Origin of the sequence: Streptomyces sp. NPDC056883 (assembly GCF_042788835.1) — a bacterium.
GTDB lineage: Bacteria > Actinomycetota > Actinomycetes > Streptomycetales > Streptomycetaceae > Streptomyces > Streptomyces stoeckheimensis.
The window spans coordinates 361,349-386,157 of sequence record NZ_JBHUBS010000006.1 but is presented as its reverse complement, the minus strand read 5'-3'; the positions used below and the strand labels follow the sequence as shown (position 1 = coordinate 386,157).

The 24,809-nt window shown below is 71.6% G+C and carries 22 protein-coding genes and 1 tRNA gene; 10 read left to right on the top strand and 13 right to left on the bottom strand.

Going from position 1 to position 24,809, the window contains the following annotated elements; genetic code table 11:
* Positions 1–13 precede the first annotated feature (13 nt).
* From ACFRU2_RS18620 to ACFRU2_RS18610, 3 genes are all read right to left on the bottom strand, one after another.
* Positions 14–1,276 (bottom strand): ABC transporter substrate-binding protein, encoded by a 1,263-nt coding sequence (locus tag ACFRU2_RS18620; protein WP_382973185.1) that lies wholly within the window; start codon positions 1,274–1,276, stop codon positions 14–16.
* A 168-nt stretch (positions 1,277–1,444) separates the two neighbouring features.
* A complete protein-coding gene (locus tag ACFRU2_RS18615) occupies positions 1,445–3,268 on the bottom strand; it encodes an AMP-dependent synthetase/ligase (RefSeq protein WP_382973184.1) in 1,824 nt (607 codons plus the stop codon).
* 98 nt (positions 3,269–3,366) lie between these two features.
* Positions 3,367–4,026 carry an NADPH-dependent F420 reductase gene (locus ACFRU2_RS18610; protein ID WP_382973182.1) on the bottom strand — a complete coding sequence of 220 codons (660 nt, stop codon included), beginning with the start codon at positions 4,024–4,026 and terminating at the stop codon, positions 3,367–3,369.
* Between the two features lie 226 nt (positions 4,027–4,252).
* On the opposite strand from ACFRU2_RS18610, the gene ACFRU2_RS18605 reads away from it, so the two are divergent.
* On the top strand, positions 4,253–4,768 hold the full coding sequence (locus ACFRU2_RS18605; protein WP_382973180.1) for a DinB family protein: 516 nt from the start codon (positions 4,253–4,255) through the stop codon (positions 4,766–4,768).
* Positions 4,769–4,785: 17 nt separating this feature from the next.
* Here ACFRU2_RS18605 and ACFRU2_RS18600 read toward each other — a convergent pair whose 3' ends face one another.
* The gene (locus ACFRU2_RS18600) at positions 4,786–5,637 is read right to left on the bottom strand and encodes a LysR substrate-binding domain-containing protein (RefSeq protein WP_382973178.1); all 852 of its coding nucleotides are present in this window, start codon (positions 5,635–5,637) and stop codon (positions 4,786–4,788) included.
* 154 nt (positions 5,638–5,791) lie between these two features.
* Here ACFRU2_RS18600 and ACFRU2_RS18595 point away from each other — a divergent pair, with 154 nt between their 5' ends.
* The 3 genes from ACFRU2_RS18595 to ACFRU2_RS18585 all read left to right on the top strand — a co-directional run bounded on the left by ACFRU2_RS18595 (position 5,792) and on the right by ACFRU2_RS18585 (position 7,691).
* The gene (locus tag ACFRU2_RS18595) at positions 5,792–6,862 is read left to right on the top strand and encodes a bile acid:sodium symporter family protein (protein WP_382973177.1); all 1,071 of its coding nucleotides are present in this window, start codon (positions 5,792–5,794) and stop codon (positions 6,860–6,862) included.
* Positions 6,863–6,871: 9 nt separating this feature from the next.
* Entirely contained in the window at positions 6,872–7,303 is a 432-nt protein-coding gene (locus ACFRU2_RS18590) for a (2Fe-2S) ferredoxin domain-containing protein (protein WP_382973175.1), read from the top strand.
* A 118-nt stretch (positions 7,304–7,421) separates the two neighbouring features.
* Positions 7,422–7,691 carry a hypothetical protein gene (locus ACFRU2_RS18585; RefSeq protein WP_382973173.1) on the top strand — a complete coding sequence of 90 codons (270 nt, stop codon included), beginning with the start codon at positions 7,422–7,424 and terminating at the stop codon, positions 7,689–7,691.
* 99 nt (positions 7,692–7,790) lie between these two features.
* Here the strand turns inward: ACFRU2_RS18585 and fdhD are convergent, their stop codons facing one another.
* Positions 7,791–8,624 (bottom strand): formate dehydrogenase accessory sulfurtransferase FdhD, encoded by an 834-nt coding sequence (fdhD, locus tag ACFRU2_RS18580; RefSeq protein ID WP_382973171.1) that lies wholly within the window; start codon positions 8,622–8,624, stop codon positions 7,791–7,793.
* 215 nt (positions 8,625–8,839) lie between these two features.
* On the opposite strand from fdhD, the gene ACFRU2_RS18575 reads away from it, so the two are divergent.
* On the top strand, positions 8,840–9,781 hold the full coding sequence (locus tag ACFRU2_RS18575) for a beta-ketoacyl-ACP synthase III (RefSeq protein WP_274550340.1): 942 nt from the start codon (positions 8,840–8,842) through the stop codon (positions 9,779–9,781).
* Here ACFRU2_RS18575 and ACFRU2_RS18570 read toward each other — a convergent pair.
* Entirely contained in the window at positions 9,768–10,994 is a 1,227-nt protein-coding gene (locus ACFRU2_RS18570) for a low temperature requirement protein A (protein ID WP_382973169.1), read from the bottom strand. The two genes, ACFRU2_RS18575 and ACFRU2_RS18570, sit on opposite strands and share 14 nt — an antisense overlap.
* Before the next feature lie 349 nt (positions 10,995–11,343).
* Here ACFRU2_RS18570 and ACFRU2_RS18565 point away from each other — a divergent pair.
* Both ACFRU2_RS18565 and ACFRU2_RS18560 read left to right on the top strand, forming a co-directional pair.
* A tRNA-Leu gene (locus ACFRU2_RS18565) sits at positions 11,344–11,431 on the top strand.
* 123 nt (positions 11,432–11,554) lie between these two features.
* On the top strand, positions 11,555–11,965 hold the full coding sequence (locus tag ACFRU2_RS18560; RefSeq protein ID WP_382973167.1) for a DUF4440 domain-containing protein: 411 nt from the start codon (positions 11,555–11,557) through the stop codon (positions 11,963–11,965).
* Between the two features lie 51 nt (positions 11,966–12,016).
* Here the strand turns inward: ACFRU2_RS18560 and ACFRU2_RS18555 are convergent, their stop codons facing one another.
* From ACFRU2_RS18555 to ACFRU2_RS18540, 4 genes are all read right to left on the bottom strand, one after another.
* Positions 12,017–13,159 (bottom strand): agmatine/peptidylarginine deiminase, encoded by a 1,143-nt coding sequence (locus ACFRU2_RS18555; protein WP_382973165.1) that lies wholly within the window; start codon positions 13,157–13,159, stop codon positions 12,017–12,019.
* A gap of 91 nt (positions 13,160–13,250) precedes the next feature.
* Complete coding sequence (locus ACFRU2_RS18550) at positions 13,251–13,385, bottom strand: hypothetical protein (protein ID WP_382973163.1); 135 nt, start codon at positions 13,383–13,385, stop codon at positions 13,251–13,253.
* Positions 13,382–15,037 carry an ABC transporter substrate-binding protein gene (locus ACFRU2_RS18545; protein ID WP_382973161.1) on the bottom strand — a complete coding sequence of 552 codons (1,656 nt, stop codon included), beginning with the start codon at positions 15,035–15,037 and terminating at the stop codon, positions 13,382–13,384. Before ACFRU2_RS18545 ends, ACFRU2_RS18550 begins: the two co-directional genes overlap by 4 nt.
* 114 nt (positions 15,038–15,151) lie before the next feature.
* Entirely contained in the window at positions 15,152–16,165 is a 1,014-nt protein-coding gene (locus ACFRU2_RS18540; RefSeq protein ID WP_382973159.1) for an agmatine/peptidylarginine deiminase, read from the bottom strand.
* A 240-nt stretch (positions 16,166–16,405) separates the two neighbouring features.
* Here ACFRU2_RS18540 and ACFRU2_RS18535 point away from each other — a divergent pair, with 240 nt between their 5' ends.
* Positions 16,406–16,978, top strand: coding sequence for a TetR/AcrR family transcriptional regulator (locus tag ACFRU2_RS18535; RefSeq protein WP_382973157.1), 573 nt, complete (start codon positions 16,406–16,408; stop codon positions 16,976–16,978).
* A gap of 10 nt (positions 16,979–16,988) precedes the next feature.
* Positions 16,989–17,594, top strand: a complete 606-nt coding sequence (locus ACFRU2_RS18530; RefSeq protein ID WP_382973155.1) for a GNAT family N-acetyltransferase — start codon at positions 16,989–16,991, stop codon at positions 17,592–17,594.
* 43 nt (positions 17,595–17,637) lie between these two features.
* Here ACFRU2_RS18530 and ACFRU2_RS18525 read toward each other — a convergent pair whose 3' ends face one another.
* From ACFRU2_RS18525 to ACFRU2_RS18515, 3 genes are all read right to left on the bottom strand, one after another.
* Positions 17,638–18,813, bottom strand: a complete 1,176-nt coding sequence (locus ACFRU2_RS18525) for an agmatine/peptidylarginine deiminase (protein WP_382973153.1) — start codon at positions 18,811–18,813, stop codon at positions 17,638–17,640.
* 149 nt (positions 18,814–18,962) lie between these two features.
* Positions 18,963–19,547: a TetR/AcrR family transcriptional regulator gene (locus ACFRU2_RS18520; RefSeq protein ID WP_382973152.1), complete on the bottom strand. Its 585-nt coding sequence runs from the start codon at positions 19,545–19,547 to the stop codon at positions 18,963–18,965.
* A gap of 61 nt (positions 19,548–19,608) precedes the next feature.
* Positions 19,609–22,827, bottom strand: a complete 3,219-nt coding sequence (locus ACFRU2_RS18515) for an NACHT domain-containing protein (RefSeq protein ID WP_382973150.1) — start codon at positions 22,825–22,827, stop codon at positions 19,609–19,611.
* 199 nt (positions 22,828–23,026) lie between these two features.
* On the opposite strand from ACFRU2_RS18515, the gene ACFRU2_RS18510 reads away from it, so the two are divergent.
* Complete coding sequence (locus ACFRU2_RS18510; protein WP_382973148.1) at positions 23,027–24,781, top strand: protein kinase; 1,755 nt, start codon at positions 23,027–23,029, stop codon at positions 24,779–24,781.
* Positions 24,782–24,809: the final 28 nt, after the last annotated feature.

Genomic DNA, 24,809 nt, shown 5'->3' with positions numbered 1-24,809 from the left:
GTTTCCCCGGCCCCTACTTGAAGGGGATGGGCTCGTAGCACTTGAACGGTACGGAGACCTCGTACGCGCCGTTCTTCAGCTGGACGAGCGCCCCGCAGCCGAAGCTGTCCTTCTGTCCCTTGGGCTCCGCGCGGTCGCCGACGAGGGTGCCGGTGTCGGAGAAGCCCTGCGCGGCGGCCTGGAAGGACTCGACCGTCAGGTTCTTGCCGGCCTTCTGCGCGATGGACACGAAGAGGTCGGCCGACATGTAGCCCGTCATCATGTGCATGTTGAGCGGGATGTCCTGCCCGCCGTTGGCGGCCTTGATGTCGGCCTTGAACTGGGCCATCTTCGGGTTCGTCGACTCGAACGGCTCGAACTGCAGCAGGACGTGCACGCCGTCGAGGGCCATCTTGGTGGCGTCCTTGGCGAGCAGACCCGGGTCGTAGTCGGTCGGGTCGGAGAGCAGCCCCTTGTACCCGCTGCGCTTGAGCGAGGTGAACAGCCCGATGTTGTTGGGGGTCTGCATGACGGAGACCACCGCGTCCGGGGCCTTGCCGCCGTTGCTCTCGAGGATCTCCTTGACGTACGCCGACCAGTCGCTCGGCACCGCGGTGCCGGGCACCGAGGCCTTGGCGTAGGAGACGGTGAACCCGGCGCTGGTGAAGCCCTGCTGGAAGGTGCGCACACCGAACTTCCCGGCGTCGCTGTCGTTGGCGATGATCGCGACGGACTTGCCCTGGGCGCCGCCGAGGACCTTGCCGATCCCCTCGGGCCAGGTCTGGTTGATGGTGCCGCCGGGGGTGGGGACGAGGCAGCCGTTGAACCCGTAGATGTACTTGGGTCCGCAGAAGGACGGCAGCGTGCCCCAGCCGAAGGTGGGCACCTTCTCCTGCTCGAGGAAGTCGGCTCCGGTGAAGGTGACCGAGCTCATGGGGGAGACCGCGAAGACCTTGTCCTGCTGGACGAGTTTGCGGGCCGCCGCCAGGTTCTTGGCGGGGTCCTGCCCGTCGTCCTCGGCGCCGATGTAGTCGATCTTGCGGCCGTTGATCCCGCCCTCGGCGTTGGCTCTCGCGTAGCGGGCCTTGGCTCCGAGGTCGGTGTCCTTCTTGCTGTAACCGCTGGCGCTGGTCATCGACACGATGCCGCCGACCTTGATCGAGTCGGCGCTCACCCCGCGGGAGGTGCCGGCGGCTCCCGGCTTGTCGGGGGAGGCGCTGTTGGAGGCCGAGTTGCAGGCGGAGACGAGCGCGAGCGCCGCCGCAGCGGCGGCCAGGGTGCGGATCGGTCGCAACATGTGTGGATCCCCTCCGGTCGGAATCCCCGCATTCTGTGCGCGACCTGACGCATCGTCAATATCAACGACAAGTAAAGTGACGACCCGTCAGGTAACGGTTCGGGTCGTTGGCGTGGTCGTTGGCGCGGCCGTCGGCGTGGTCTTCGGAGCGATCGCGCTCCGCGCCCGTCAGGACGGGTAGAGGGCCGCCACCTCCTGGGCGTAGACCTTCTCTATGGCCCGCCGCTTCAGCTTCAGCGAGGGGGTCAGCAGCCCCCGTTCCTCGGTGAACTGCTCGGCCAGCACGCGGAAGGTGCGGATCGACTCGGCCTGGGAGACCAGGGTGTTGGCCGCCACCACCGACCGGCGGACCTCCGCCGTCAGATCGGGGTCGAGCACCAGCTCCGCCGCCGACAGCCGGGGGCGGCCGCGCATCGCCATCCAGTGCGCGACCCCCTCCATGTCCAGGGTGAGCAGGGCCGCGATGTACGGACGGTCGTTGCCCACCAGGACGCACTGGGAGACGAGCGGATGCGAGCGGACCCGCTCCTCCAGGGCGGCCGGCGCGACGCTCTTGCCGTTGGAGGTCACCAGGATCTCCTTCTTGCGCCCCGTGATCGTGAGGTACCCGTCCGCGTCGAGACGCCCCAGGTCCCCCGTCGCCAGCCAGCCGTCCCGCAGGACGGCCTCCGTGGCGTGCGGGTCGTTGAGGTACCCGGAGAAGACGTGGGCTCCGTGCAGCCAGATCTCCCCGTCGTCGGCGATGTGCACCGTACCGCCGGGGATCGGCCGCCCCACGGTGCCGTACTTGATGGCCCCGGGCGGGTTCGCCGTGGCCGCCGCGCAGGACTCCGTCAGCCCGTAGCCCTCGAAGACCGTGACCCCGGCGCCGTCGAAGAACAGCCCCAGCCGGCGCGACATCGCGGAGCCGCCCGACATGGCGTACCGCACCCTGCCGCCCAGCGCCTCGCGGACCTTCCCGTACACCAGCTTCTCGAAGAGCTGGTGCTCCATGCGCAGCTTCGCGGAGGGCCCGGGCCCGGTGCCGAACGCCTTCTGCTCGCGCGCCTCCGCGTACCGTACGGCCGTGTCCACCGCCCGGTCGAAGGGCCCCGTCCGGCCCTCGGTCTCGGCCTTGCGGCGGGCGGCGGCGAAGACCTTCTCGAAGACGTACGGCACCCCGAGCACGAAGGTGGGCCGGAACGCGGCCAGGTCCGGGAGCAGTTCGGCCGCCGCCAGCACCGGCTGGTGCCCGAGCTTCACCCGGGCGCGGACGGCCGCCACCTCCACCATCCGCCCGAAGACGTGGGCGAGCGGCAGGAACAGCAGGGTGGACGGCTGCTCGCCGGGCCGGGCCTGGAAGACGGACTCCCAGCGGGTCACCATCGTGTCGGCCTCGAACATGAAATTGGCGTGCGTCAGCACACAGCCCTTGGGGCGGCCGGTGGTCCCCGAGGTGTAGATGACGGTGGCCGTCGCGTCGGGCGTCACCGCGCTCCGGTGCCGGTGCACGACGTCCTCGGAGACCTGGAGCCCGTCCCGGACGAGGCCGTCCACGGCGCCCGCGTCCAGCTGCCACAGCCGGAGCAGCCGCGGCAGCCGTTCGATCACCGATCCGACGGTCATGGCCTGGTCCTCGTCCTCCACCACGCAGGCCGTGCACCCGGAGTCGTGGAGGATCCAGTGCACCTGCTCGGCGGAGGACGAGGGGTAGACGGGGACCGGCTGGGCGCCGATCGCCCACAGGGCGAAGTCGAAGAGCGTCCACTCGTACCGGGTACGGGACATGATCGCGACCCGGTCCCCGAAGCGGATGCCCTGCGCCAGCAGCCCCTTGGCGAGCCCGAGCACCTCGGAGGCCAGCTCGCCGGAGGTCACGTCGCCCCAGACCCCGTCCGACTTGCGGCCGAGAACGACGCGGCCGGGGTCCTCGCGGGCGTGCAGGAAGACGGCATCGGCCAGGCCGCCGACGGGTGAGCCCGTGACGACGGGTGGGACGGTGATCTCCTGCAAGGCCCGCTCCTCTCCGTACGGCGCGGCGACGCTATCCCACGCCTACCCGCCAGTGATCACGGAAGGAAGACCTCCACAAGACCTCCTCAGCGGTGTGTTCAGGACAGGTCCCGGGCCGTGACCACGGAGAGGTTGAAGTCCACCGGGCCGAGCACCCCGTAGAGGCGCAGCCACAACGCCATCAGGGCCTCGGTGGCGCGGGCGCTCGACAGGTCGCCGAGATCGGTGATCTGCTCGGGCGCCCAGCCGAAGGAGCGCAGCAGCGCGGTGGTCTCGGCCTTGGCGTCGGCGTCGTCGCCGCTCACGAACACGGTGTGGTGGCCCGGCACCCGGCTCGGCTCGACCATCACCGCGTTGTTCATGGTGTTCAGCGTCTTGACGATCCGCGCCTCGGGGAAGGCCTGCTGGAGCTGCTCGGCGACGCTGTGGCCGTCCGGGGTGACCACCCTGGGCGGGAACCCCTCCGAGAAGTCCAGCGCGTTGGAGACGTCCACGACGGTCTTGCCCCGGAGGTTGCCGGCCCCGGCGGCCTCCAGCACGGCGAGCGAGACCAGCCCGCCGGTCGCGTTGACCACGAGCTCGGCGGAGGCTGCGGCATCGGCGAAGGTCCCGTGGCCACCTCCCGTCTCGGCAGCCCACCGGGCGGCATCGGCGTTGTCCGCCGTACGCGACCCCATCGTGACCTCGTGCCCGACCGAGACCAGCTTGCCCGCCAGCCGCTGCCCGACCTCACCGGTCCCCAGTACCGCAATCTTCACGTGCGTCCCCCTGCTCGTTCTGTTCGTTCTGTTCGTTGCGTACGAATTCCCGCCGCACCGCGACCGGTTGGCGTACGGCGACCCTAAACGCCCGGCGCCCCGAGCGGCGGCACATTCGGCCCGGCGGGCGTCGGAGTTCCCAGGTCAGGGGAGTTGAGGCACGACCTCGGCCGCGATCCACTCCATCGCCTGTCCGGCGGATCTTGTGACCCCGTACCGTGCAGGCATGGCACCTTCACTTGAGCGTCCCCCCTTGCAGGCCGATGAACGCACCGCGCTCACCGGTTGGCTGGACCTCCAGCGGCAGATCCTGCGATGGAAGTGCGATGGGCTGAGCGAGGCCGACGCGCGCCGTTCCGTCATCCCGACCTCGCCGGAGATGACGATGGCCGGGCTGATCAGCCACATGCGGTGGGTCGAGCACACCTGGTTGGAGGTGGTGTTCCTCGGCGGCGACAAGACACAGAACCCGTCCTTCGACGAGACGGACGAGGGCGCCGACTGGCGGGCCGATGGCGTTCCGCTGAAGCAGCTGCTCGAGCAGTACGAGGCCCAGTGTGACCGCAGCAACGAGATCGTGGCCGCGGCCTCCCTGGACGACGTCGGCCGCCACCCCGACTTCCGCGCCGGCGGCGCCAACCTCCGTTGGATGCTCATCCACCTCGTCGAGGAGACCGGGCGGCATGCGGGACACGCGGACATCGTGCGGGAGCTGCTCGACGGGGTGAAGGGGTACTACTAGATCGCCCCGCCCAGCGGCTACGCCGCCCGCGTGAGGCGGTCCGCGCCCGACAGGATCGCTGCGGCCAGGGCCTCCGCGGCGGCGGAGCTCCGGGGGCCCCGGAGCAGGGCGAACTCCACCGTTCCGAGGTCCGGCAGGCCGCCCACCCGGACCAGCCCCGGCGGGATCAGTCCCCGGGTGTGGGCCATCACGCCCAGCCCCGCCCGGGCCGCCGCGATCAGACCGCTCAGGCTGCCGCTCGTACAGGCGATCCGCCACGGCCGCCCGTCCGCCTGCAACACGTCCAGCGCCCGCGCCCGCGTGATCCCCGGCGGCGGGAACACGATCAGCGGAACGGGCCGGTCCGGGTCCACCCGCAGCCCCTCCGCGCCGATCCACACCATCCGGTCGCGCCACACCAGCCGGCCCCGCTCGTCGCCGTCCCCGCGCCGCTTGGCGAGTACGAGGTCCAGCCGCCCCTCGTCCAGCCGCTCGTGCAGGGTCCCCGAAAGCTCCACGGACAGCTCCAACTCCACCTCGGGGTGCTCGTGCCGGAAGGCCTCCAGGATCTCCGGCAGCCGGGTCAGTACGAAGTCCTCGGAGGCGCCGAAGCGCAGCCGGCCCCGGATCCGGGTCCCCGCGAAGAAGGCCGCCGCGCGCTCGTGCGCCTCCAGGATCGAGCGGGCGAAACCGAGCAGCGCCTCGCCGTCCTCGGTGAGTTCCACGCTGTGCGTGTCGCGCAGGAAGAGGGGCCGGCCCGTGGCCTCCTCCAGCCGGCGCACGTGCTGGCTGACCGTGGACTGGCGGACGCCGAGCCGGGCGGCGGCCTGCGTGAAGCTCAGGGTCTGGGCGACGGTCAGGAAGGTGCGCAGCTGAACGGGGTCGTACACACCGCCCACCTTACGCCCGCTCATCATGTTCCGTGATGACAGTGAGAGCGGTGTACGGGTTTCCCGATCACCGCTCGCCACCGAGAATGAAGAGGAATCCGTCGAGTCCCGCCCCGCCCCGCCCTCCCGCCGACCTCAGCAAGTGAGCCTCTCCATGCGCCGCCCGCACCTCCCCGCCCGGCTCCCCGTGGACCCGTTCATCATGGGTCTGCTCGCCACCGTCGGCCTCGCCGCCCTGCTGCCCGCCCGCGGCGCGGCCGCCACCGTGGCCGAGGCCGCCTCCACCGCGGCGGTGGCCCTGCTCTTCTTCCTCTACGGCGCCCGGCTCTCCACCCGCGAGGCCCTCGACGGCATGCGCCACTGGCGGCTCCACCTCACCGTGCTCGCCTCCACCTTCCTCCTCTTCCCCCTCCTGGGCCTCGCCGCGCACGCCCTGGTCCCCACCGTGCTCACGCCGCCCCTCTACAGCGGCCTGCTCTTCCTCTGCCTGGTCCCCTCCACCATCCAGTCCTCCATCGCCTTCACCTCGATCGCCCGCGGCAACGTTCCCGCCGCGATCTGCGCGGGCTCCTTCTCCAGCCTCGTCGGCATCTTCCTGACCCCCCTGCTCGCCGCCGGCCTGCTCGGCAACAGCGCGGGCGGCTTCTCCCTCGACTCGCTGGTGAAGATCGTCCTCCAGCTGCTCCTGCCCTTCCTCCTCGGCCAGGCGTTGCGCCCGTGGGTCGGCGGCTTCCTGGTCCGCAACAAGAAGGTCCTCGGCTACGTCGACCGCGGCTCGATCCTGCTCGTCGTCTACACCGCCTTCAGCGCGGGCATGGTCGCGGGGATCTGGCGCCAGGTCAGCCTCCCGCGCCTGGGCGGGCTGATGGCGGTGGAGGCGGTCATCCTCGCCGTGATGCTGGCGGCCACCTGGTACGGGGCCAAGCGCCTCGGGTTCACCCGCGAGGACCGGATCGCCATCCAGTTCGCGGGGTCGAAGAAGAGCCTGGCCGCCGGACTCCCCATGGCCAGCGTGCTGTTCGGACCCCAGGCGAGCCTCGCCGTGCTGCCGCTGATGCTCTTCCACCAGATGCAGCTGATGGTCTGCGCGGTACTGGCCCGCCGCCGCGCCCGGGACCCGCAGGCCCCGCAGGCCCCGCAGGCCACGGAGCAGCCCGAACGCGCCGCCGGGCATGTGGCGGAGGTCTCGCACACCCCTCAACACCCGGTCCCGCAGGCCCGCTAACGTGCGGTAGTGACCTGGATACGCCCGCTCTCCGCCCACGCCCCGCGCCCCTGCACCCTGGTGGTCTGCCGGGGTTGCTGCTGCGGTGACCCCCGCAAGAACCCCGGCAGCGACCACGCGGGACAGCTGGACCGGCTGCGCGAGGCCGCGGCGGCCTCCGAAGGGCGCCTGGCCGTCCGTACGACCGACTGCCTCGGACCCTGCGCGCAGGCCAACGTCATCGTGGTCCAGCCCACCACCGAGGCCCGCCGCCGGGGCGCCCGCGCGGTCTGGTTCGGCTGGGCCCTGGACGACACCGCCACCGACGAGATCATCGCCTGGGCCGAAGCGGGCGGGCCCGGGGCCACTCCGCTCCCCGCGACCCTCGACCTCCACCGCATCGACCCCCCGGACCCGAAGCCGGCCGAGCCCGCTTCCCGCCGCGGCCGCCGCAAGCGCTGATCGGGGCGCCGTAAGCACGGAGGGGGTGCGGGGGCGGAAAGCGTTAGAGCGAGGAAATGTCCGCTTCTTCTAGGTTCTGGGTGTCAGTCGAACAACCCCGAACACCTGGGAGCCCCTCATGAAGCTCAACAAGCGCATCGCTGCCGTCTCCGCCGCCGCCCTGCTCGCCACGCTCGCCCTCGGCGGAGCCGCCAACGCCGCGGACAACGGCAACGGCACCGCCAAGGACGGTTCCGCCCACAGCCGTACGGTCGAGGCACCGGCCGGTACCCCGCACGTGGCGGCGAAGAAGATCGAGCCCGCGTCCAAGGACAACCCGTACAGCCAGACCATCGAGGCTCCGGCGGGCACCCCGCACACCGGCGCGGGGCACCTGGCCGGCAAGTAGCCCGCGCGGGCGGGGGCGGGGCCGCGCGACGGCCCCCGCCGCCCCGTCCTCGCCCAGCCGGCGCCGCCCCGCCCCGTCGTCGCCCCGCCGCCCCGCGGCTCACGCCGTCAGGTCGATCCGCTCCTCACCCGCGTAGATGTTCATGTCCCCGCCCCGCAGGAACCCGACCAGCGTCAGCCCCGACTCCAGGGCCAGGTCCACCGCGAGCGAGGACGGAGCCGAGACCGCCGCCAGCACGGGGATGCCCGCCATCACGGCCTTCTGCGCCAGCTCGAAGGAGGCCCGCCCCGACACCAGCAGGACCGAGCCCGCCAGCGGCAGCCGACCGGCTTGCAGCGCCCGCCCGACGATCTTGTCCACCGCGTTGTGCCGGCCCACGTCCTCCCGTACGTCGATCAGCTCGCCCTCCGCCGAGAACAGCCCGGCTCCGTGCAGGGCGCCGGTGCGATCGAAGACCTTCTGCTCCGCGCGCAGCCGGTCCGGCAGCTCCCCGAGGAGCCGCGCGCTCACCCGTACGGGATCGTCCGCGAGCCCCGGGAAGCGGGTCGCGGTGCGCACCGCGTCCAGGCTGGCCTTCCCGCACAGGCCGCAGGAGGAGGTGGTGTAGACGTTGCGCTCCAGCGTGATGTCGGGCACCGGAACTCCGGCGGCGAGCTGTACGTTCACCACGTTGTAGGTGTTCGTTCCGTCCTCGGCGGCGCCCTCGCAGTAGGTCACGGCCCGGACGTCCGACGCCGAGGCGAGCACGCCCTCGCTGGCGAGGAAGCCGACGGCCAGGGCGAAATCGTCGCCCGGGGTGCGCATCGTGATGGCCAGCGGCTTGCCGTTCAGCCGTATCTCCAAGGGCTCTTCGGCCACCAGGGTGTCCGCCCGGGCCCCCGCCACGCCGTTCCGGACCCGGATGACGCGACGGCGTTCGGTGACCCGTCCCATGTGATCAGTCCACCTGTTTCTGGGGGCGAGGGGCTTCTCCTGCGCCTGGAGCATTCATTCTCCCGGATCCGCTTCGGGGGCCTTCCCCGGCTGGAGCACCCTCGGGAAGCTCCAAATTCCGGGCACTGAATCCTGTCGGGTCACGCGCCCCTGTACCCATCGGTAGCAGGCAAAGCTGGTACATCCTGACTGCCTTACAAGGGGGGACCCCGCCCATGACCGGTTCACGCGTGGTGGCGCTAGGGCACTACCAACCCTCGAAGGTGATCACCAACGAGGACCTCGCCGCCATGGTGGACACCAACGACGAGTGGATCCGGTCCCGCGTCGGGATCAAGACCCGGCACATGGCCGGACCCGACGAACCGGTGGACGAGCTGGCCTACCAGGCCGCGGGCAAGGCGCTCGCGAGCGCCGGTCTGACCCCGGACGACATCGACCTCGTCCTCGTCGCCACCTCCACCGCGATCGACCGTTCGCCGAACATGGCCGCCCGCGTCGCGGCCAAGCTCGGGATGGGCTCCAGCCCCGCCGTGATGGACATCAACGTCGTCTGCTCGGGCTTCACCCATGCCCTGGCCACCGCCGACCACGCGATCCGGGCCGGCGCCGCCACCCGGGCGCTGGTCATCGGGGCGGACAAGATGACCGAGATCACCGACTGGAGCGACCGCACCACCTGCGTCCTGACCGGCGACGGCGCCGGCGCGGCCGTAGTCGAGGCCTGCGAGGAGCCCGGCATCGGCCCGGTCCTGTGGGGCTCGGTGCCCTCGATGGGCAACGCGGTCCGCATCGAGGGCACGCCGCCGGTCTTCGCCCAGGAGGGCCAGTCCGTCTACCGCTGGACCACCAGCCAGCTCCCCCCGCTCGCCCGCAAGGTCTGCGAGAAGGCCGGGATCACCCCGGAGGACCTGGCCGCGGTCGTCCTCCACCAGGCGAACCTGCGGATCATCGAGCCGCTCGCCGCGAAGATCGGCGCCGTCAACGCCGTCGTCGCCCGCGATGTCGTCGACTCCGGCAACACCTCGGCGGCCTCGATCCCGATGGCCCTGTCCAAGCTGGTCGAGCGCGGCGAGATCCCCTCCGGGGCGCCCGTCCTCCTCTTCGGCTTCGGCGGCAACCTCTCCTACGCCGGCCAGGTCATCAGCTGCCCGTAACACCCGGGGCAACACCCGTACCGGAGCCCGCGGCGCCACCCGTCGCGGGCTCGGCCCCGGGCCCGGCCCCGGTCGGATCCGCGCCGGGGCCCGCGCTGCGGGACTCCGCCGCCAGTGCGGCCACGAGCACCAGGACCAGCGCGGTCAGCTGCCAGACCGCACCGATCCGCATGCCCGCCGCGGCGGTGGCCAGTACGGGCACCACCGCGAGCGCCCGGAACCGCACCGGCCGGATCCCCAGCACCAGCCGGAAGGCGACGTCCCCGGCCAGATAGCAGGCGACCCCGCCCGCGAGGGCGAGGGCGGGCCCGGCCGGAAGCTGCTCGCCCAGGTGCCCGATGCTCTTCTTGACGCCCGCCGAGAAGGCGGCGATGCCCAGCAGCATCGGGATGAAGCAGTAGTAGTACGCGCGCAGCGCCAGCTTGAAACGCCGGTCCGGCGGGCAGCCCGCGAAGACGTGCTCGGCACGCCCCTCGTCGCGCACGAAGTACATCCACCACAGCGTGGCCCCGACGGCCAGCGTCAGGAACGCACCGACGACGATCCCGAAGGTCGGCGGCAGCGAGCCCACGCCGATGCCGACCGCGATGATCGACTCGCCGAACACGATGATCAGCAGCAGCCCGTGCCGTTCCACGAAGTGTGCGGCGCCGATCCCGCCGAGCTGCTCCTCGATGGTCTTCCCCTCGACGGCGTCGGCTCCGGAGGCCGTCGCCCGCCGCGAGATGGCGGGCGTGACGAACTGGAACAGCAGCGCCAGGGCCCACAGGCCCAGGGCCGTCGCCCCGTCGAACAGCCCGGCGGCCGTCACCGACAGCGCGGACAGCGCGTTCGGCAGCGCGAACCACAGCACCCCGCGCCCGTGGGCCTGGCTGTACAGCGCGCTGTGCATGATCACGACGACCAGGTAGCCGAGACCGAAGGCGACCCCGCCGTCACCGAAGGCCGTGGGCACGGCCAGGGCGCACACCAGGAACGCCCCCATGGCGAGCAGGATCAGCAAGCGGCGCACGGGCCGGTCGGGCGGTACCTGGTTGGTCAGGTACGCGTACCCGCCGTACATCCAGAACAGCACCGTGAAGATCAGCAGCACCCGCCCGGCGCCGCGGAGGGTGAGGTCGTCCGCGAGCAGCACCGTCAGCTGCGTGATGGTGAAGACGAAGACGAGGTCGAAGAAGAGCTCCAGCGTGCTGACGCGATGCTCGGATTCCATACGTGATTCCCCCCTGGACTCAAACGTGCGGCGCCCATCCGATCGCCTCGGTCCGCCCGTGTCCAGCCGGTATCAGCATCCGGGAGCAGGAGTCGAGTGCGTACGCGACCGGCGCCGAGGCGGAGGAGATCCGGCTCCGGGAAGACCTGGTGGCGGGAGAACGCGCGAACCGGGAGTCCCAGCCCGGCGAGACTCCGCGTCTCGCCCGGCCCGCGTACCCGGCCCCGGACATGCCCGCAGGTCAGCGCGGCGCGTCGGACCGGGCCCGAGCGAAATACCTGGTCGGAACCCCGCCGAACCTTTGCTATTGTTGTCCATGTCGCCGCGGGAAACCGGGGCCGACCACCTAGTCCGGGTGGCGGAATGGCAGACGCGCTAGCTTGAGGTGCTAGTGCCCTTTATCGGGCGTGGGGGTTCAAGTCCCCCCTCGGACACCAGCAGGACCCCAGCTTCGGCTGGGGTCTTTTGCGTTTCCGGGCTGTGCCCGTACCGGGCCATTGCCCTCGTCCCGGGGGGTAGGCGAAGATCGGCCGGGAATCTTCGCCCTCGGGAGGGTATGCGTGTCCGAAGTCAAGGCCGAGCTGGACCGGTTGATGGGCGTCTTCCTCGGCGCGTTCACCAATGCCGGAGGCGGGCGGCCGGATCTGGGCGCCGTCCGCGAGGTGTTCATCTCCCAGGGGATGATCATCAAGAACATCGGGGGGGACCCCGTGATCTACGACCTCGACGGTTTCATCGAACCGCGGGAGAAGATCCTCACCGACGGGACGCTGACGGAGTTCCGCGAATGGGAGGTCGCCGAGCGGACCGAGGTCTTCGGTTCGATCGCGCACCGGTTCAGCGAGTACCGCAAGTCCGGATACCTCGACGGAACCTGGTTCGAGGGCTCCGGGCACAAGACCACCCAGTACGTGCGGACGCGCGACGGCTGGCGGATGAGCGCGATGGCCTGGGACGACGTCGCCCCGTAGAACGAACCGGCCCCCCGCCGACAGCGGGGGGCCGGACGGGTAAGGGAGCGGTTACGCGATCGGCTGCTGCTGGGTCACGCAGTGGATGCCGCCGCCGCCCGCGCCGAGGCTGTCGGTGTTGAGCTGTACGACGACCCGGCCCGGGAAGAGCTGCTGGAGGGTGGTCTTGGCCGCCGCGTCGGCCCGGGTGTCACCGAACTGCGAGGAGATCACCGCGCCGTTGCACACGTAGTAGTTGGCGTACGAGGCCACGAAGTCGGGGTTCGTGGAGCGGATCCGGTCGTAGTCGGGGCCCTGGAGCTTGGTGACCGCGATCGGGCCGCCCTGGGCGCTGGTGGAGGTGGACAGGATCTGGTACTGCTCGCGCGCGTCCTTGGCCCAGATGTCGTTGTCGCTCGCCAGCGGCATCTGGACCAGGGCCCTGCCCGCTTCGAGGAACCGGGACGTGGCGTCGACGTGGTCGTCGGTGATGTCCTGGCCGGAGATGCCCTTGAACCAGATCACCTTGGACGCGCCGTAGGCGGCGCGCATGCCCGCCTCCAGCTGCGCCTGGCTCATGTTGGGGTTGCGGTTGGAGTTGATGAGGGAACTGCGCGTGGCCATGAGCGTGCCGGCGCCGTCCGTCTCCACCGAGCCGCCCTCGCCGACGAACGAGGCGGTGCTGAACGCCACCCCGGCGTAGGCGGCGACCCGGCCCGCCACCAGGGCGTCCTTGGCGTGGGTCTGCTTGTTGCCCCAGCCGTTGAAGTTGGTGCCGAACGCGTCCAGGCCGCCCGCCCCGTTGGTGCGGAACACCGGGCCGGTGTCGCGGATCCAGCAGTCGTCGACGGGGATCGAGCTGATGACGGTGACCGAGGTCCCGCAGGCGCTCTTCGCCTTGGAGACGCTCGCCGGGTTGGCGAGCATCACGACCGGCTCGTACTTCGCGATGGTCTTCGCGATGAGCGCGATGTTCGCCTGCACCCCCGAGAGCAAGTTGCCCCAGATGGAGGTCCGGTCGGGCCAGGCCATCCAGGTCCGGGTGTGCCGGACGGTCTCGCACGGGACGGCGTAGGCCCCGGCGGCCGCGGCCGCCGGCCGGCCGGCCGCGAAGGCCTGCCCGCCCACCGACGCCAGTGCCGCTCCCGCGGCCGTGAGGCCGGCCGCGGCCAGGAACCCTCTTCTGTCCAGCTTCCCTACGACGTGTTCGTTCATCTCTGATCTCCGATCGGTCAATCGTGGATGCGCGATGGAGTGGAACGGGTGAACAGATGGGCCGCGGGCGCCGACGCACCCGCGGTCCCCCTCACAGGGCGCGGCGCGCGGCGGCGATGCTCCCCGGGTCCCGCCCCGGGCGGGGTACGGACTCCAGGAGCAGGCGCGTGCAAGGGTGCTGGGGGTCGGCGAGCAGGTGGCCGATGCCTGTCTTCTTCGAACTCATCGCGCGGCCGCCCCGACGCCGGCGGCCCACGGGGAGTAGAGGTAGGAGATGGTGGTGGGGGCGCCGGTGATCCGCTTGTTCAGGAAGACCGCGGTGGGCCATTCGGCGACCGGGATCCACAGGACCTGGTCGGAGGCCTTCCGCTGGAGTTCGGCGGCCGCAGAGAAGCGCTTGGCCGGGTCGTACTCGGACCGGGCCTTGTCGGTCAGCGCGTCGTAGGACTCGTCGCTGTAGCCGGCGTAGTTCTGGTAGGCCCCGGTCTGGAAGTTGCTCAGCAGGTCCATCGGGTCGGTGATGGAGTCGTAGTACGTCTCCGGGAACATGTCGATGCCCTCGCGCGCGGCGGGGTCGGTGAAGAGGGCGGTGAAGGCGTTCGGGGCGATGGTCTTCAGCTGGATCTTCAGACCGATCCTGGTGCCGGCGTCCTGGACCGCGGTGGCCAGCACCGAGACGTCCTGGCCGATCGGACTGGTGGCCACGGTCAGCGTCTTGCCGGTGGCGCCGGCCTCCTCGATCATCCGCTTGGCCGCCTCGACGTTCTGGCCGGGGGAGGGCAGGTGGTCGAAGGCGGACGCGCGGACGGCATCGGGGGCGCCGGCCCAGATCGCCCTGGTGGTGAGCGAGCTGGTGACGGTGCCGGCGCCGCCCAGGCCGGCCTTGACGAAGCCGCCGCGGTCCAGGGCCAGGGACAGGGCCCGGCGGACGCGGACGTCGCCGAGCGCGCCCTTCATGCTCGTGACGTTGACGTTGACGGTGCTGAGGCCCTCGCCGAAGTAGAGGGTGCCGACGCCGCTCGCGCGCAGCCGGTCGTAGCTCTCGGTGGGGATCAGGTAGCCGCCGTCGGCCTCGCCGCTCAGCAGGGCGTTCGTCCGGGCGGTGGCGTCGGTGAGGAAGGTGAAGAGGGCCTTCGAGGCCTTGGCCTTGGTGCCCCAGTAGCCGTCGAAGCGCTGGAGCTCGATCGACTGCCCCTTCTTCCAGGGGCCGAGCTTGAAGGGGCCGGTGCAGTCCAGGCTGCCGGTGGTGCCGTAGTCCTCGCCCGCCTTCTCCACCCCGGCCTTGGAGGCCACGACGCCGGCGGCGGTCGCCATGTACTGGGGGAACTGGGAGTCGGGCTGCTTCAGCTTGACGGTCACCTGGAGCGGGCCGGTCCTGGTGACGGTCTCGACGTTGGAGAAGTTGCTGTTCCAGGCGGCCCCGTTCGCCGGGTCCATCTGGCGGCCCAGGCTGTAGACCACGTCGTCGGCGCTCATCGTGCCGCCGTCGTGGAAGCGCACGCCCGGGCGCAGGTCGTAGACCCATGTCCGGTCATTGGGGTTGGTGGCCTTCTCGGCCAGTCCCGGAGCCGTGGTGAGCTGCGGGGTCCACCGCATCAGGCTCTCGCAGACGTTCGACAGGATCGTGTTCGCCGGGTAGTCGAAGGCCGAGATGTAGTCCAGGGTCGGCGGTTCCGCGTACACGGCCCAAGTGAAGGCGTCGATCTCGCCGGCGGCGGCAGGGGTGCCGGCGGACAGCTTGAAGGCCGTGTCCTTGCCGCTCCCGCCGCCCTCGGGCGGGCCGGAACAGGCGGCGACCAGTCCGAGGACGGTCAGCGCGGCGACGGGCAGCGCGTACCGGCGGGTGGCGGCCTTCGACGAGCGAAGGGATCTGGGCATCGGTGCTCTCTCTTCCATGCGGGGCGGAGAGGTACGGGCAGGCGGCGCGCGGGTCGAGGAGGGGAGGCTCGGGGGCGGGCCGCCGGCCCGGGCACGGCGAAGGGGTCGATCCGGTCAGGCGGTGCGGCCGGCGGCGGGGACCTGCTGGGTGATGCAGTGCACACCGCCACCGCCGTACGCGATCACGCGCGAGCGGACTCCGACGACCTTGCGGCCGGGCAGCGCGGAGGCGATGACGGCGAGCGCGCCCTCGTCCTCGGCGGTGCCCGCCACCGGGACGACGACCCCGCCGTTGGCGATGTAGAAGTTCAGGTAGCCGACCTCGGTCTCCCGGCCGTCGACCTCGACGAGGTTGCTCTGCGGCAGGTCGATGATCGTGAAGGGGCGGCCGGCGGCGTCGGTGGAGCCCTCCAGGACGGCGCGGTTCACGCGCATGCGCTCGTAATCGGGGTGCGCGGGGTCGCTCGGGAGCTGGACGACGACGGTGGCGGGGGCGACGAAGGCGCAGACGCCGTCCACGTGGCCGTCGGTCTCGGTGTCGAGCAGACCGCCGTACGGCAGCCAGATCACCTTGGTGACACCGAGGCGGGCGATCAGCTCGGCCTCGATCTCCTCCTTGGTCATGTCCGGGTTGCGGTTCGGGTGCAGCAGGCACTGCTCGGTGGTGATCAGCGTGCCCTCGCCGTCGACCGTGATCGCACCGCCTTCGAGGATCATCCGCGAGTCGATGCGGTCCACGTCCAGGTGCGCCAGCAGCGCTGCGGCGATCTTGTCGTCGGTGTCGTAAGGGAAGTGCTTGCCGCCCCAGGCGTTGAAGCGGAAGTCCACGCCCGCCCGGCGGCCGTCCTCCCCGAGTACGAAGATCGGACCGGAATCCCGGAACCAGGAGTCGTCGATCGGAAGCTCGATCACCTCGACGCCCTCGCCGCACAGCGAGCGGGCCTCGTCACCGCTGCCGGGCAGCGCGACCATGGTGACCGGCTCGAACTCGGCGATCGCCCCGGCGACCTGGGCGTACTCGACCTTGACCTCGTCGAAGACCTCTCCCCACAGCTCCTGCCGGGTCGGCCACGCCATCAGACAGCCCTCGTGGTCCGTCCACTCGGCCGGCATGCGGAAAGTCGCCATGATCCACTCCTGTTTGAAAATTCAGTCAGCATTTGGGGGTGCTCGCATCCTCCATCGAACTGAAAATTCAGTCAATAGTTCTGCCCAGGTTGACGCGAAATCGGTCACACCATGTTTCGGGCGGGGTGGGGAAGGGCCCCTGTACCGGCATGATCACGGCACTACCGCCGGAAACGGGTCCCTGATGTTACGGTCAGGAAAAGCCCCAGGTGACGGACTCGACGGGTAGAGTGACCCTTCGTGTCAGACCGTCGAACGGAAATACTCAGAGCCGCCACGCGAGTGATCGCGCGACGCGGCGTGCGCGGGCTCCGGGTGGGGGAGCTCGCCGCCGAAGCGGGCGTGTCCACCTCGCTGATCTACTACCACTTCACGGACCGCGCCGGGATCCTGCGCCGCACGCTGGAGTTCATCAGCGACCGTGCCGAGCGCTACACGGCCGAGCGCGAGGACGGCCCGGACGAGCCGGAGAGCCCTCGCGACGAGCTCAAGCGGACCCTGCTCCTCGAACTCCAGGAAACCCCGGAAGTGCGGGAGAACAGCACCGCCTGGGGTGAGCTGAGGGCCAGCGCCGTATTCGACGCCGACCTGCGCGAGGACGTGGCCAAGGCCACGCACAGCTGGGTCCACGAGATCTCCTACCTCCTCGCCCAGGCCCGCCCCGCCGGCACGGCCCCCGAGCACGCGGCCGCCGCCGAGCGCCTCACCGCGCTCCTCGAAGGGCTCAGCGTCCGCTGGCTGAGCGGCTCGCTGCCCCTGGAGCACGCCCGCCGGCTCCTCGCCGAGGCGATCGACGGGGAACTGGCCGTCTAGGCTGCCGATCATGGATCGGGATCGGGATCGGGATCGGGAGACGGGCGGCGCGGCCGCCGGAGCGGTGATCGTCGACGCCCTGGAGCTGGTGTCCGACCCGGAACGGGCGGCCCGGTTCGCCGGTGCGGCGCACCGGATCCTGGCCGAGCTCGTCGCCGGGGGCGCCGCGCTGGGATGGGTCGACCCGCCCGGGCGGGACGAGGTGGCACAGCTCCTCGACGGGGTCGTGGCCGCCGTACGGACCGGGGACGCGGCCCTGCGCGGGGCCTACCTCGGAGACCGCCTCGTCGGGCTCGGGTACTGGCAGCGCTACGCCCGCCCCACCCACCGGCCGCACGCGGACCTGGAGAAGCTCGCCGTAGCCGCCGGGGCCCACGGACTCGGGCTCGGCCGGGCGCTGACCGCCGCGCTCGTCGAGGACGCCCGCAGGGCCGGGATCGAGGTCCTCACGCTCGATGCGCGGGGCGACAACACCGGGGCCCTGCGGCTCTACGCCTCCTTGGGCTTCACCGAGTACGGGCGGCTGCCCCGTTTCGTCGCCGTCGGCGAACGCCGCTACGACAAGGTGTTCTGCATGCTGGACCTCCGCCCGCCTGCCCCGGGGGACACGCCCTAGCCTCACGGGGACATGCCCTAGCCCCGGGGGACACGTTCGGGCCCTACGGGCGCGGTTCGGCCATCGTGGAGCAGTGGATGCCGCCGCCCCCGGCCATCAGCCGGTCGACGTCGAGCTGCACCACGGTCCGGCCGGGGAAGGCGGCCGCCAGGGCCCGCTTCGCCGCCGCGTCCTTCGCGGAGTCCCCGAACTGGGCGGTGATGACGGCCCCGTTGACCACGTGGAAGTTCATGTACGAGTCGACGAAATCGGGGTTCTTCGAGCGCGTGGTGTCGGGACCGTCGACCTTGATGACGGTCAGCCGCCGGCCCCGGGCGTCCGTGGCCGCGGAGAGGATCGAGAACTGCTCGCGGGCATCGCGCGCCCAGACGTCGTCGCGGCCGGCCGGAGGCACCTGGACCATGACGACACCGGGGCGGATGAAGCGCGAGGTCACGTCGATGTGGTCGTCGGTGATGTCCTTGCCCTTGATGCCCGGCACCCAGATCATCTTCTCGGCGCCGTACGCGTGCAGAACGGCGTCCTCGACCTCGGCCCGGCTCCAGCCCCGGTTGCGGTTCTTGTTGACGAGGCTGCTCTCCGTGGCCATCACGGTCCCGTCGCCGTCGGTCTCGATCGACCCGCCCTCGCCGACGAAGTCCGTCTTGCTGAAGGGGAGGTGGGCCTCGTACGCGACGCTCTCCGCGACGTGCCGGTCGTAGGAGTGGGCCTGCTTGTTGCCCCAGCCGTTGAAGTTCAGGCCGATCGCGTCGAGCCCGCCTCGGCCGTCCCGGCGGAAGACCGGTGCGATATCGCGCATCCAGAGGTCGTCGGTGCCGATGGCGGTGGTCACGGTCACGCCCGGCCCGCACCAGGACCGGGCGGTGGAGGCCGTGTACGAGTCCGGCGCGCACATGATGACGGGCTCGTACTGCGCGATCGTCTTCGCGATCAGCGCGATGTCCTCCTGGACCCCGGTCAGCGCGCGGCCGCCCCAGATGGAGGAGCGCGAAGGCCAGGACATCCAGGTGCGGGCGTGGGGGACGTCGTCGAGGTCCACCCGCCAGCGCTGCACCGCCGAGCTCGGCGCCCGGAGCGACCCCGGCGCCGCGGCGGCCGCGGTGCCGAGCGCCACCCCTGCCGCTCCGAGTCCGGCGGCCCCGAGGATGCGCCTGCGGGAGGGGCTGGAGCCGAAGAACCGGCCGAGGAGGGAGCGGCTGTCGTCGGGGGAGTCGTTCATGGGTGAGCCTCCGGAGCAGGTGGGGGTGCCGAGAGCGGCCATGACCAAACTCTGTCACTGACTGAAAATTCAGTCAAGGCGTGAGGCGTGCGTGATCCCCGCCGACGTGATCCCCGCCGATGGCGGGAGCGCCGTACGAAGCCTGCGGCTCAGGCGGCGTGGGGGAGGCGGTCCAGCTCTGCGGCGATGGACGAAGCCATCAGCTCGCGGGCGTGCGCGAGGGGCAGGCTGCCGCTGAGCCAGCGCGAGCTCAGCCCCTCCACCAGGGCGGTCAGCCGCTCGGCGGCACCGGTGAGGGCGGCGGCCGGGGCCATGGGGCGGGCCTGCCCGAGCAGCTCGCCCACTTCCTGGATCCACACGCGGGTGGCGCCGGCGAGCTCTTCCCGCAGGTCGGGGTCGAACACCGCGCTGGCGCGCAGCTCTCCCCAGGCCGTGCTGTTCTCCCGTACCGCCGGGTCGTCCTGGAACTCCAGCAGGAGCGTCTGCGTCAGCTCGCCCAGAGCGTCGAGCGGCGGATCTGCCGGGTCCCGCTCCGTGGTGTACCGGCCGGCGCGGTCGTTGATGAACTCCAGGGTGGCGCGGAGGATCCCCGCGCGGTCCTTGAAGTGGTAGTAGATCAAGGCCGTGGACACGCCCGCCTCGGCGGCGAGCTCTTCCACGCGCAGGCCGCGGACGCCGCGCCGGGCGATGACCCGCGCGGCGCCTTCCATGATTGCCGTTCGACGATCAGCCACGGTCCGACACCTTACCGGGCAGCTCCCGGCGATCGCGCGGACAGGGTGACCGAATGTCCGGTCAGAAGTCGCTGTGGACGAGGATCCGGGAGGGCAGCGTGGCGAGACCGGCCAGCTGGGCCGAGGACGGGCTGATGCGGAATTCCTCCAAGGCGTGCGCATCGACCAGGGGGGAGAGGTCGATGGTGCCTGCCAGAGCCGCGTCCCCCCAGAACCCGCACGTGGTGAGGCGGGGGCAGGCGTCGGGCAGCCTGTCGATGATCTTCTGTGCGGTGAGTACGTCGTCGATGCCGCTCACGTCGAGATGGGTGAGTTCCGCCAGGACGGTGCCGGACGGGAGGACGTCGAACGACACCGCGTCCAGGTTGAGCCGCGAGAGTTCCCGAAGGGAGGAGAGCTCCTGCCAGTCTTCGGCCGTGGCCGAGCCGGAGATTCCGAGGGATCTGAGCAGGGGGTAGCGGCTGATCCCCTTGAGCGAGAACTCGTGAGGGAAGTGGCTGAACATCTGGAGGTGCACGAGGGGAGCGTGCGGAGGGAAATCGGCCGGCGTCCAGCTCTCGAGCTCCACGGCGGAGACCGCGAGGCTGGCGAGGTCGGGCAGCTGCCACAGCGGACGGAGGTCCACGTCCGTGATGAGGTCGATGAACAGGTTCCGGAGGGGGAGCCGGGCGAGCGGGGAGAGATCGGAGACCGGGCTGCACCCGAGAGCGTTGAACGTTTCGAGGCGGGTCTGGCCGTCCAGGAACGACAGGTCCGGCAGGTCGCGCTCGCGGAGCTCCAAGCTCGTCAGTGCGTGCCGGGAGAGGTACGAGCCGAGTGCCTCCCACGAGGGGTCGCTCCTGACGTCCAGGGATTCCACGGGTACCCCCAGCCGATCCAGGAGGTGCACCTGCTCGTCGGACGTGACGGTGAAGTCCAGGCCCTCCGGGTTCAGCCGCACGATGATCTCCTCCGCGTACCGAACGGTGTCGAAGCGCGACCAGGCCCACACGAGCTGACTGCGGACCGCGAGGGGCGATTCCCGGTCGGCGGCGTACCGTGCCAGGAACGCAATCGCGGCGTCGGACGCGACGTGGGAGGCGGCGATGACCACCAGGCGCGCCGCGTCCGCCGAATCGACGGCGTCCGGGCCGGGGAGCAGGTCCAGGATCAGGGGACCCACTTGTGCCAGTGCGCGGGCCTCGTCCTCGTTGTTCGGAGGGATCAGTCGGGCGGTGCGTTCCTCCACCGCAGCGCGGACGGCCGGTTCCAGCGTCGTGGCGTGCTCCAGGCAGGCCGCGGCGAGGAGGTAGACGCGGAAGCGGATGCGTTCCTCCCCGGTGCGGTCGCCGAGGCTCAGCATGTCCTCGAAGAGCGCCACCCGCTCGCGGGGCCGGGCCAGGGCGACCGCCATGCGGACGACGTCCTCCCACTGGTCGTCCGCGGCGTGCCCCGCGAGCAGGCCGAAATCGCCCTCCTCCACCGCCGCCCGCGCGCCCAGGAAGTCCTGGAAGGTGCGGTGGATGAAGTCCACCGTTCCCGGGGTCGGTTCGCGCAGCAGGCCGCTGCGCTGGAGGAAGTGGTCGAAGACGGCCGGCGCGTCGCCCAGCGCCGCCGCCTCCGGGACGGCGGGCAGGGCCCGGCCGATGATGGCCTCGGCCTGGGAGCGGTCCATCTCCGTACGGCCGTTCTTGATCAGCCAGTACGCGAGGCGCTGGAGGAGTTCGAGCTGGGGCTCCTCGCGGAGGTCGGGGACCCGCATGTCCCGCTCCCGGTCCCGGCGGCTGATCAGCATCGACAGGGCGGCCTCGTACAAGTCCTTGCGGCCGTGCGGAAGATAGCCCCGCCGGTCGCGGTGGAGCGCGCAGATCAGGCCGCACATCAGGGGGTTGGTGGCCAGCCTGCCGAGATCGGCCTTGCTCCGGACCGCGGTGAGGAGCTGAGCCTCGTACGCGTCGAGTTCGGCCGCGGACTCGGACCCGTCGCGAGCGGCCGCGTGCCAGCGCTTGATGAAGGTGGCGGTGTCGGCGGGGCCCATGGAGGACAGCGCCAGCTCGCCGAACCTTTCCTCCGCGAGCCAGTCCTGGCCGACGGCCGACGGGCGCGAGGTGACCAGCCAGCGGTTGCCGGTGACGTCGTACGTGTCGATGAGGTCCCGCAACCAGCGGCGGGTCCGCTCCCGCTCCGCCTCCGGTACCTCGTCGATGCCGTCCACGAGGACCAGCCCCCGCCCCGCGGCGAGAACCCGGTGCTCCCATCCGGCGGGCTGGGAGCCGGCGAGGGGGCAGCCGATGGCGGCGAGGAAGTCCTTGGGAGCCGGCAGCCGTTCGCCGTGGCGGGTGAGGGTGCGGAGCGGGAGTACGAAGGGGATCCGGTCGCGGAGGTATTCCGGCCGGTCCGGGCGGTCCTGCTGCGCGGCGGTGACCGCCAGCCACTGGATGAGCGTGGTCTTGCCCGAACCGGCCTCGCCCCGCAGGAGGACGCGGGGGGTGCGGGCCAGCGCCTGGTCCGCGGGCTGGGGTTCCCGCGCGCGCTGCACCGCGAGGAAATCCTCCGCGGTCTCGTAGGCGTCCCAGGAAATCTCCGAGCGCCCCAGCGGCGCCGCCTCCAGGCTCAGGTACGCCACGTCCAGCGGCCAGCGCGTCGGTGAGTTGCCGAGGTCGATGCCGTAGATGGTGAGCTTGGAGTGCTTCTTCGCCACGTAGGGGAGGTACGTGGCCTCGAACGCGGCGTCCGCCGCGTCGGGGAGCGGGGTGCGGCGGATCAACTCGTCCGTCTTCACGGTCAGTTCGTGGACCGCGCGGGTCTGGCCGACCAGGGCACGGGCCGTGAAGGTCTTGCGCTGGGTGAAGAACTCCAGGATGTGCAGGGAGGCGACCCCGAGCAGGGCCTCGTAGAAGTGCGTGGCGTCGGCGGAGAGGTGGCGCTCCGGGCGGTCGGCCGCGCGGCGCAGTGCGCGGGCGAAGGCCTCCGGGCCGAGGCGGACGGCGTCGACGTCCGTGATCGTGAGGTCGCCGAGGGCGTGCAGGGTCGCGGCGAGGGCGTCGGTGACGGCGTTCTCCTCGTCCGCCGGGATCCGGCGTTCGCCCGTGCTCAGGGCCTGCTGGACGAGGGTGGCGGCCAGGGTGTGCACGTCGGACTCGGTGAGGGTGCGCTTCTCGCCCTTGAACGAGACGTACCCGGAGAGCCGGACCGGCTTGTCGACCAGCCCCGCCCCGGGGGCGTCGGCGACGAAGAACTTCCTGACGAGCGGACCGATCACGGCCGTCGCCAACTTGAGCCCGATGGCTGTGGGTTCCACGTGTGCCCCCCCGTAGAGCTGTGCCGGTGCCGCCCGACGCGATTCTAGAGTGCGCCGGGCTCGGACCGCCGGGGGAGCGGGCTGGGGGTGCCTTTCGGATCGGGCCGGATCAGGCACCGGCCACCGCGAGCCCGGCCCGATCCGAAAGACACCCCCCCTACGGCATCATGGCCCGTGGAACGGGTGAGGGGGGATCGCGGTGGCACAGGACGAGGCGCGCGGCAGTGTCGTGGTGGCCGGGCGGTACCGCCTGGAGGACCGGCTGGGCCGGGGCGGGATGGGCACCGTGTGGCGGGCCACCGACGAACTGCTCGGGCGTCCGGTCGCCGTCAAGGAACTGCACGTGGGCGAGGGCGACGGGGACGGCGTGGCCGCCGGGGCACTGCGCGAGGCGCGGGCCGTGGCGCACGTGCGCCACCCCCATGTCGTCGTGGTCCACGACGTCGTCGAACACGACGGCCGTCCCTGCATCGTCATGGAACTGGTGGACGGCGGTTCGCTCGCCGACCTCGTCTCCGCCGGGAAGACCCTCACCCCGGTCGAGACCGCGAGGACCGCACTCGCCCTGCTCGGCGCCCTGACCGCGGCGCACGGCCGGGGGGTGCTCCACCGGGACGTGAAGCCGGCCAACGTCCTCATGGAGGCGGGGACCGGCCGGGTGGTGCTCACCGACTTCGGCATCGCCCGGTTCTCCGGCGCCACCACCATCAGCGAGACGGGCGCCTTCGTCGGCTCGCCCGAGTACACCGCTCCCGAGCGGATGCAGGGAGCCGAAGCAGGGCCGGCCGCCGACCTGTGGTCGCTCGGCACGCTCATGTGCACCGCGCTGACCGGGGAGTCCCCCTTCCGCCGCGATTCGCTGGGAGGCGTCCTGCACGCCGTCGTGTCCGGGGAGATCCGGACGCCCGCCCAGGCCGGGCCGCTCCTGCCGGTCATCCGGGGGCTGCTGGAACGCGACCCGGAGCGGAGGATGGCGGCGGCCGAAGCGGACCGGCTGTTGTCGGCGTACCTGGCGGGCGGCAGCCCGGTCGGCCCGGCCGAGCGGGTGACCGTACCCGTCAGCGGAACCGCGGACCCGAGCCGTGGGACTGTTCCCGCCGACCGCGTGCCCCTACCCGCCGGCGGGGCGCCCGCATCCGTGTCCGCGGGCGGCTCCGCACCCGCCGCCGGATCCACGCCCGCGCCGGAGTCCGAGGGGCTGACGGCCCCTGCCGTGGCTCCGCGCCCGACGGCCAGGCAGCGGGTCGCCACCCGGCGGGGCCTCGGCCTCGGAGCGGTCGCGGCCGTCGTCGCCCTGGTGGCGGGCGGGGTGATGGTGGGCGCCGACCCGCTGCGCTCGCTGTTCGGAGGGGCGGAGGAGGGCCGGGGGGCGTCGAGCGCGCCGCCGGCGCCCGGCGGCTCCGCGAGCCCGCCCGTGACTCCGAGTGGGGGAGGTTCCACGGTGGGCACGGCCGGCTCCACCCCGAGTCCGGTGGGCGTGACCCCGGGCGGGCCGCCCTCCGGGTACCGGACCTTCGCCGACCCGCAGGGCTTCGCCATCGCCGTGCCCGAGGGGTACCAGCGGGCCACCGACGACCAGCGGGTCTTCTACGTCTCCCCGGACGGGGCCTTCCGCGTCGGGATCCGGGTGAAGATGCCGGTGCCCGGCGGTCCGCTCGGCGTGATGCGGCAGGCCCACGTCAAGGGCCCGGACACCAACCCCGGTTACCGAGGCGGCACGGTCGTTTCCACGACCCACCACGAACTTCCGGCGGCGCTGTGGGAGTTCACCTGGAACGGCTTCGATCCGGCCGAGGGCCCCCGGCACACCTACGACCTCTGCTGGGACCAGAACGGCCGGATGTACGACATCTGGGTCTCCGCCCCGGCGGACGAACTCGCTGCGGCCAAGCGGCACTTCGACACCGCCGTGGCCACCTTCGTCCCCGGCGCACCCGGCTCCGTCACCCCTTGATCGCGCCCGCCCCCTGATCCCGCCCCCT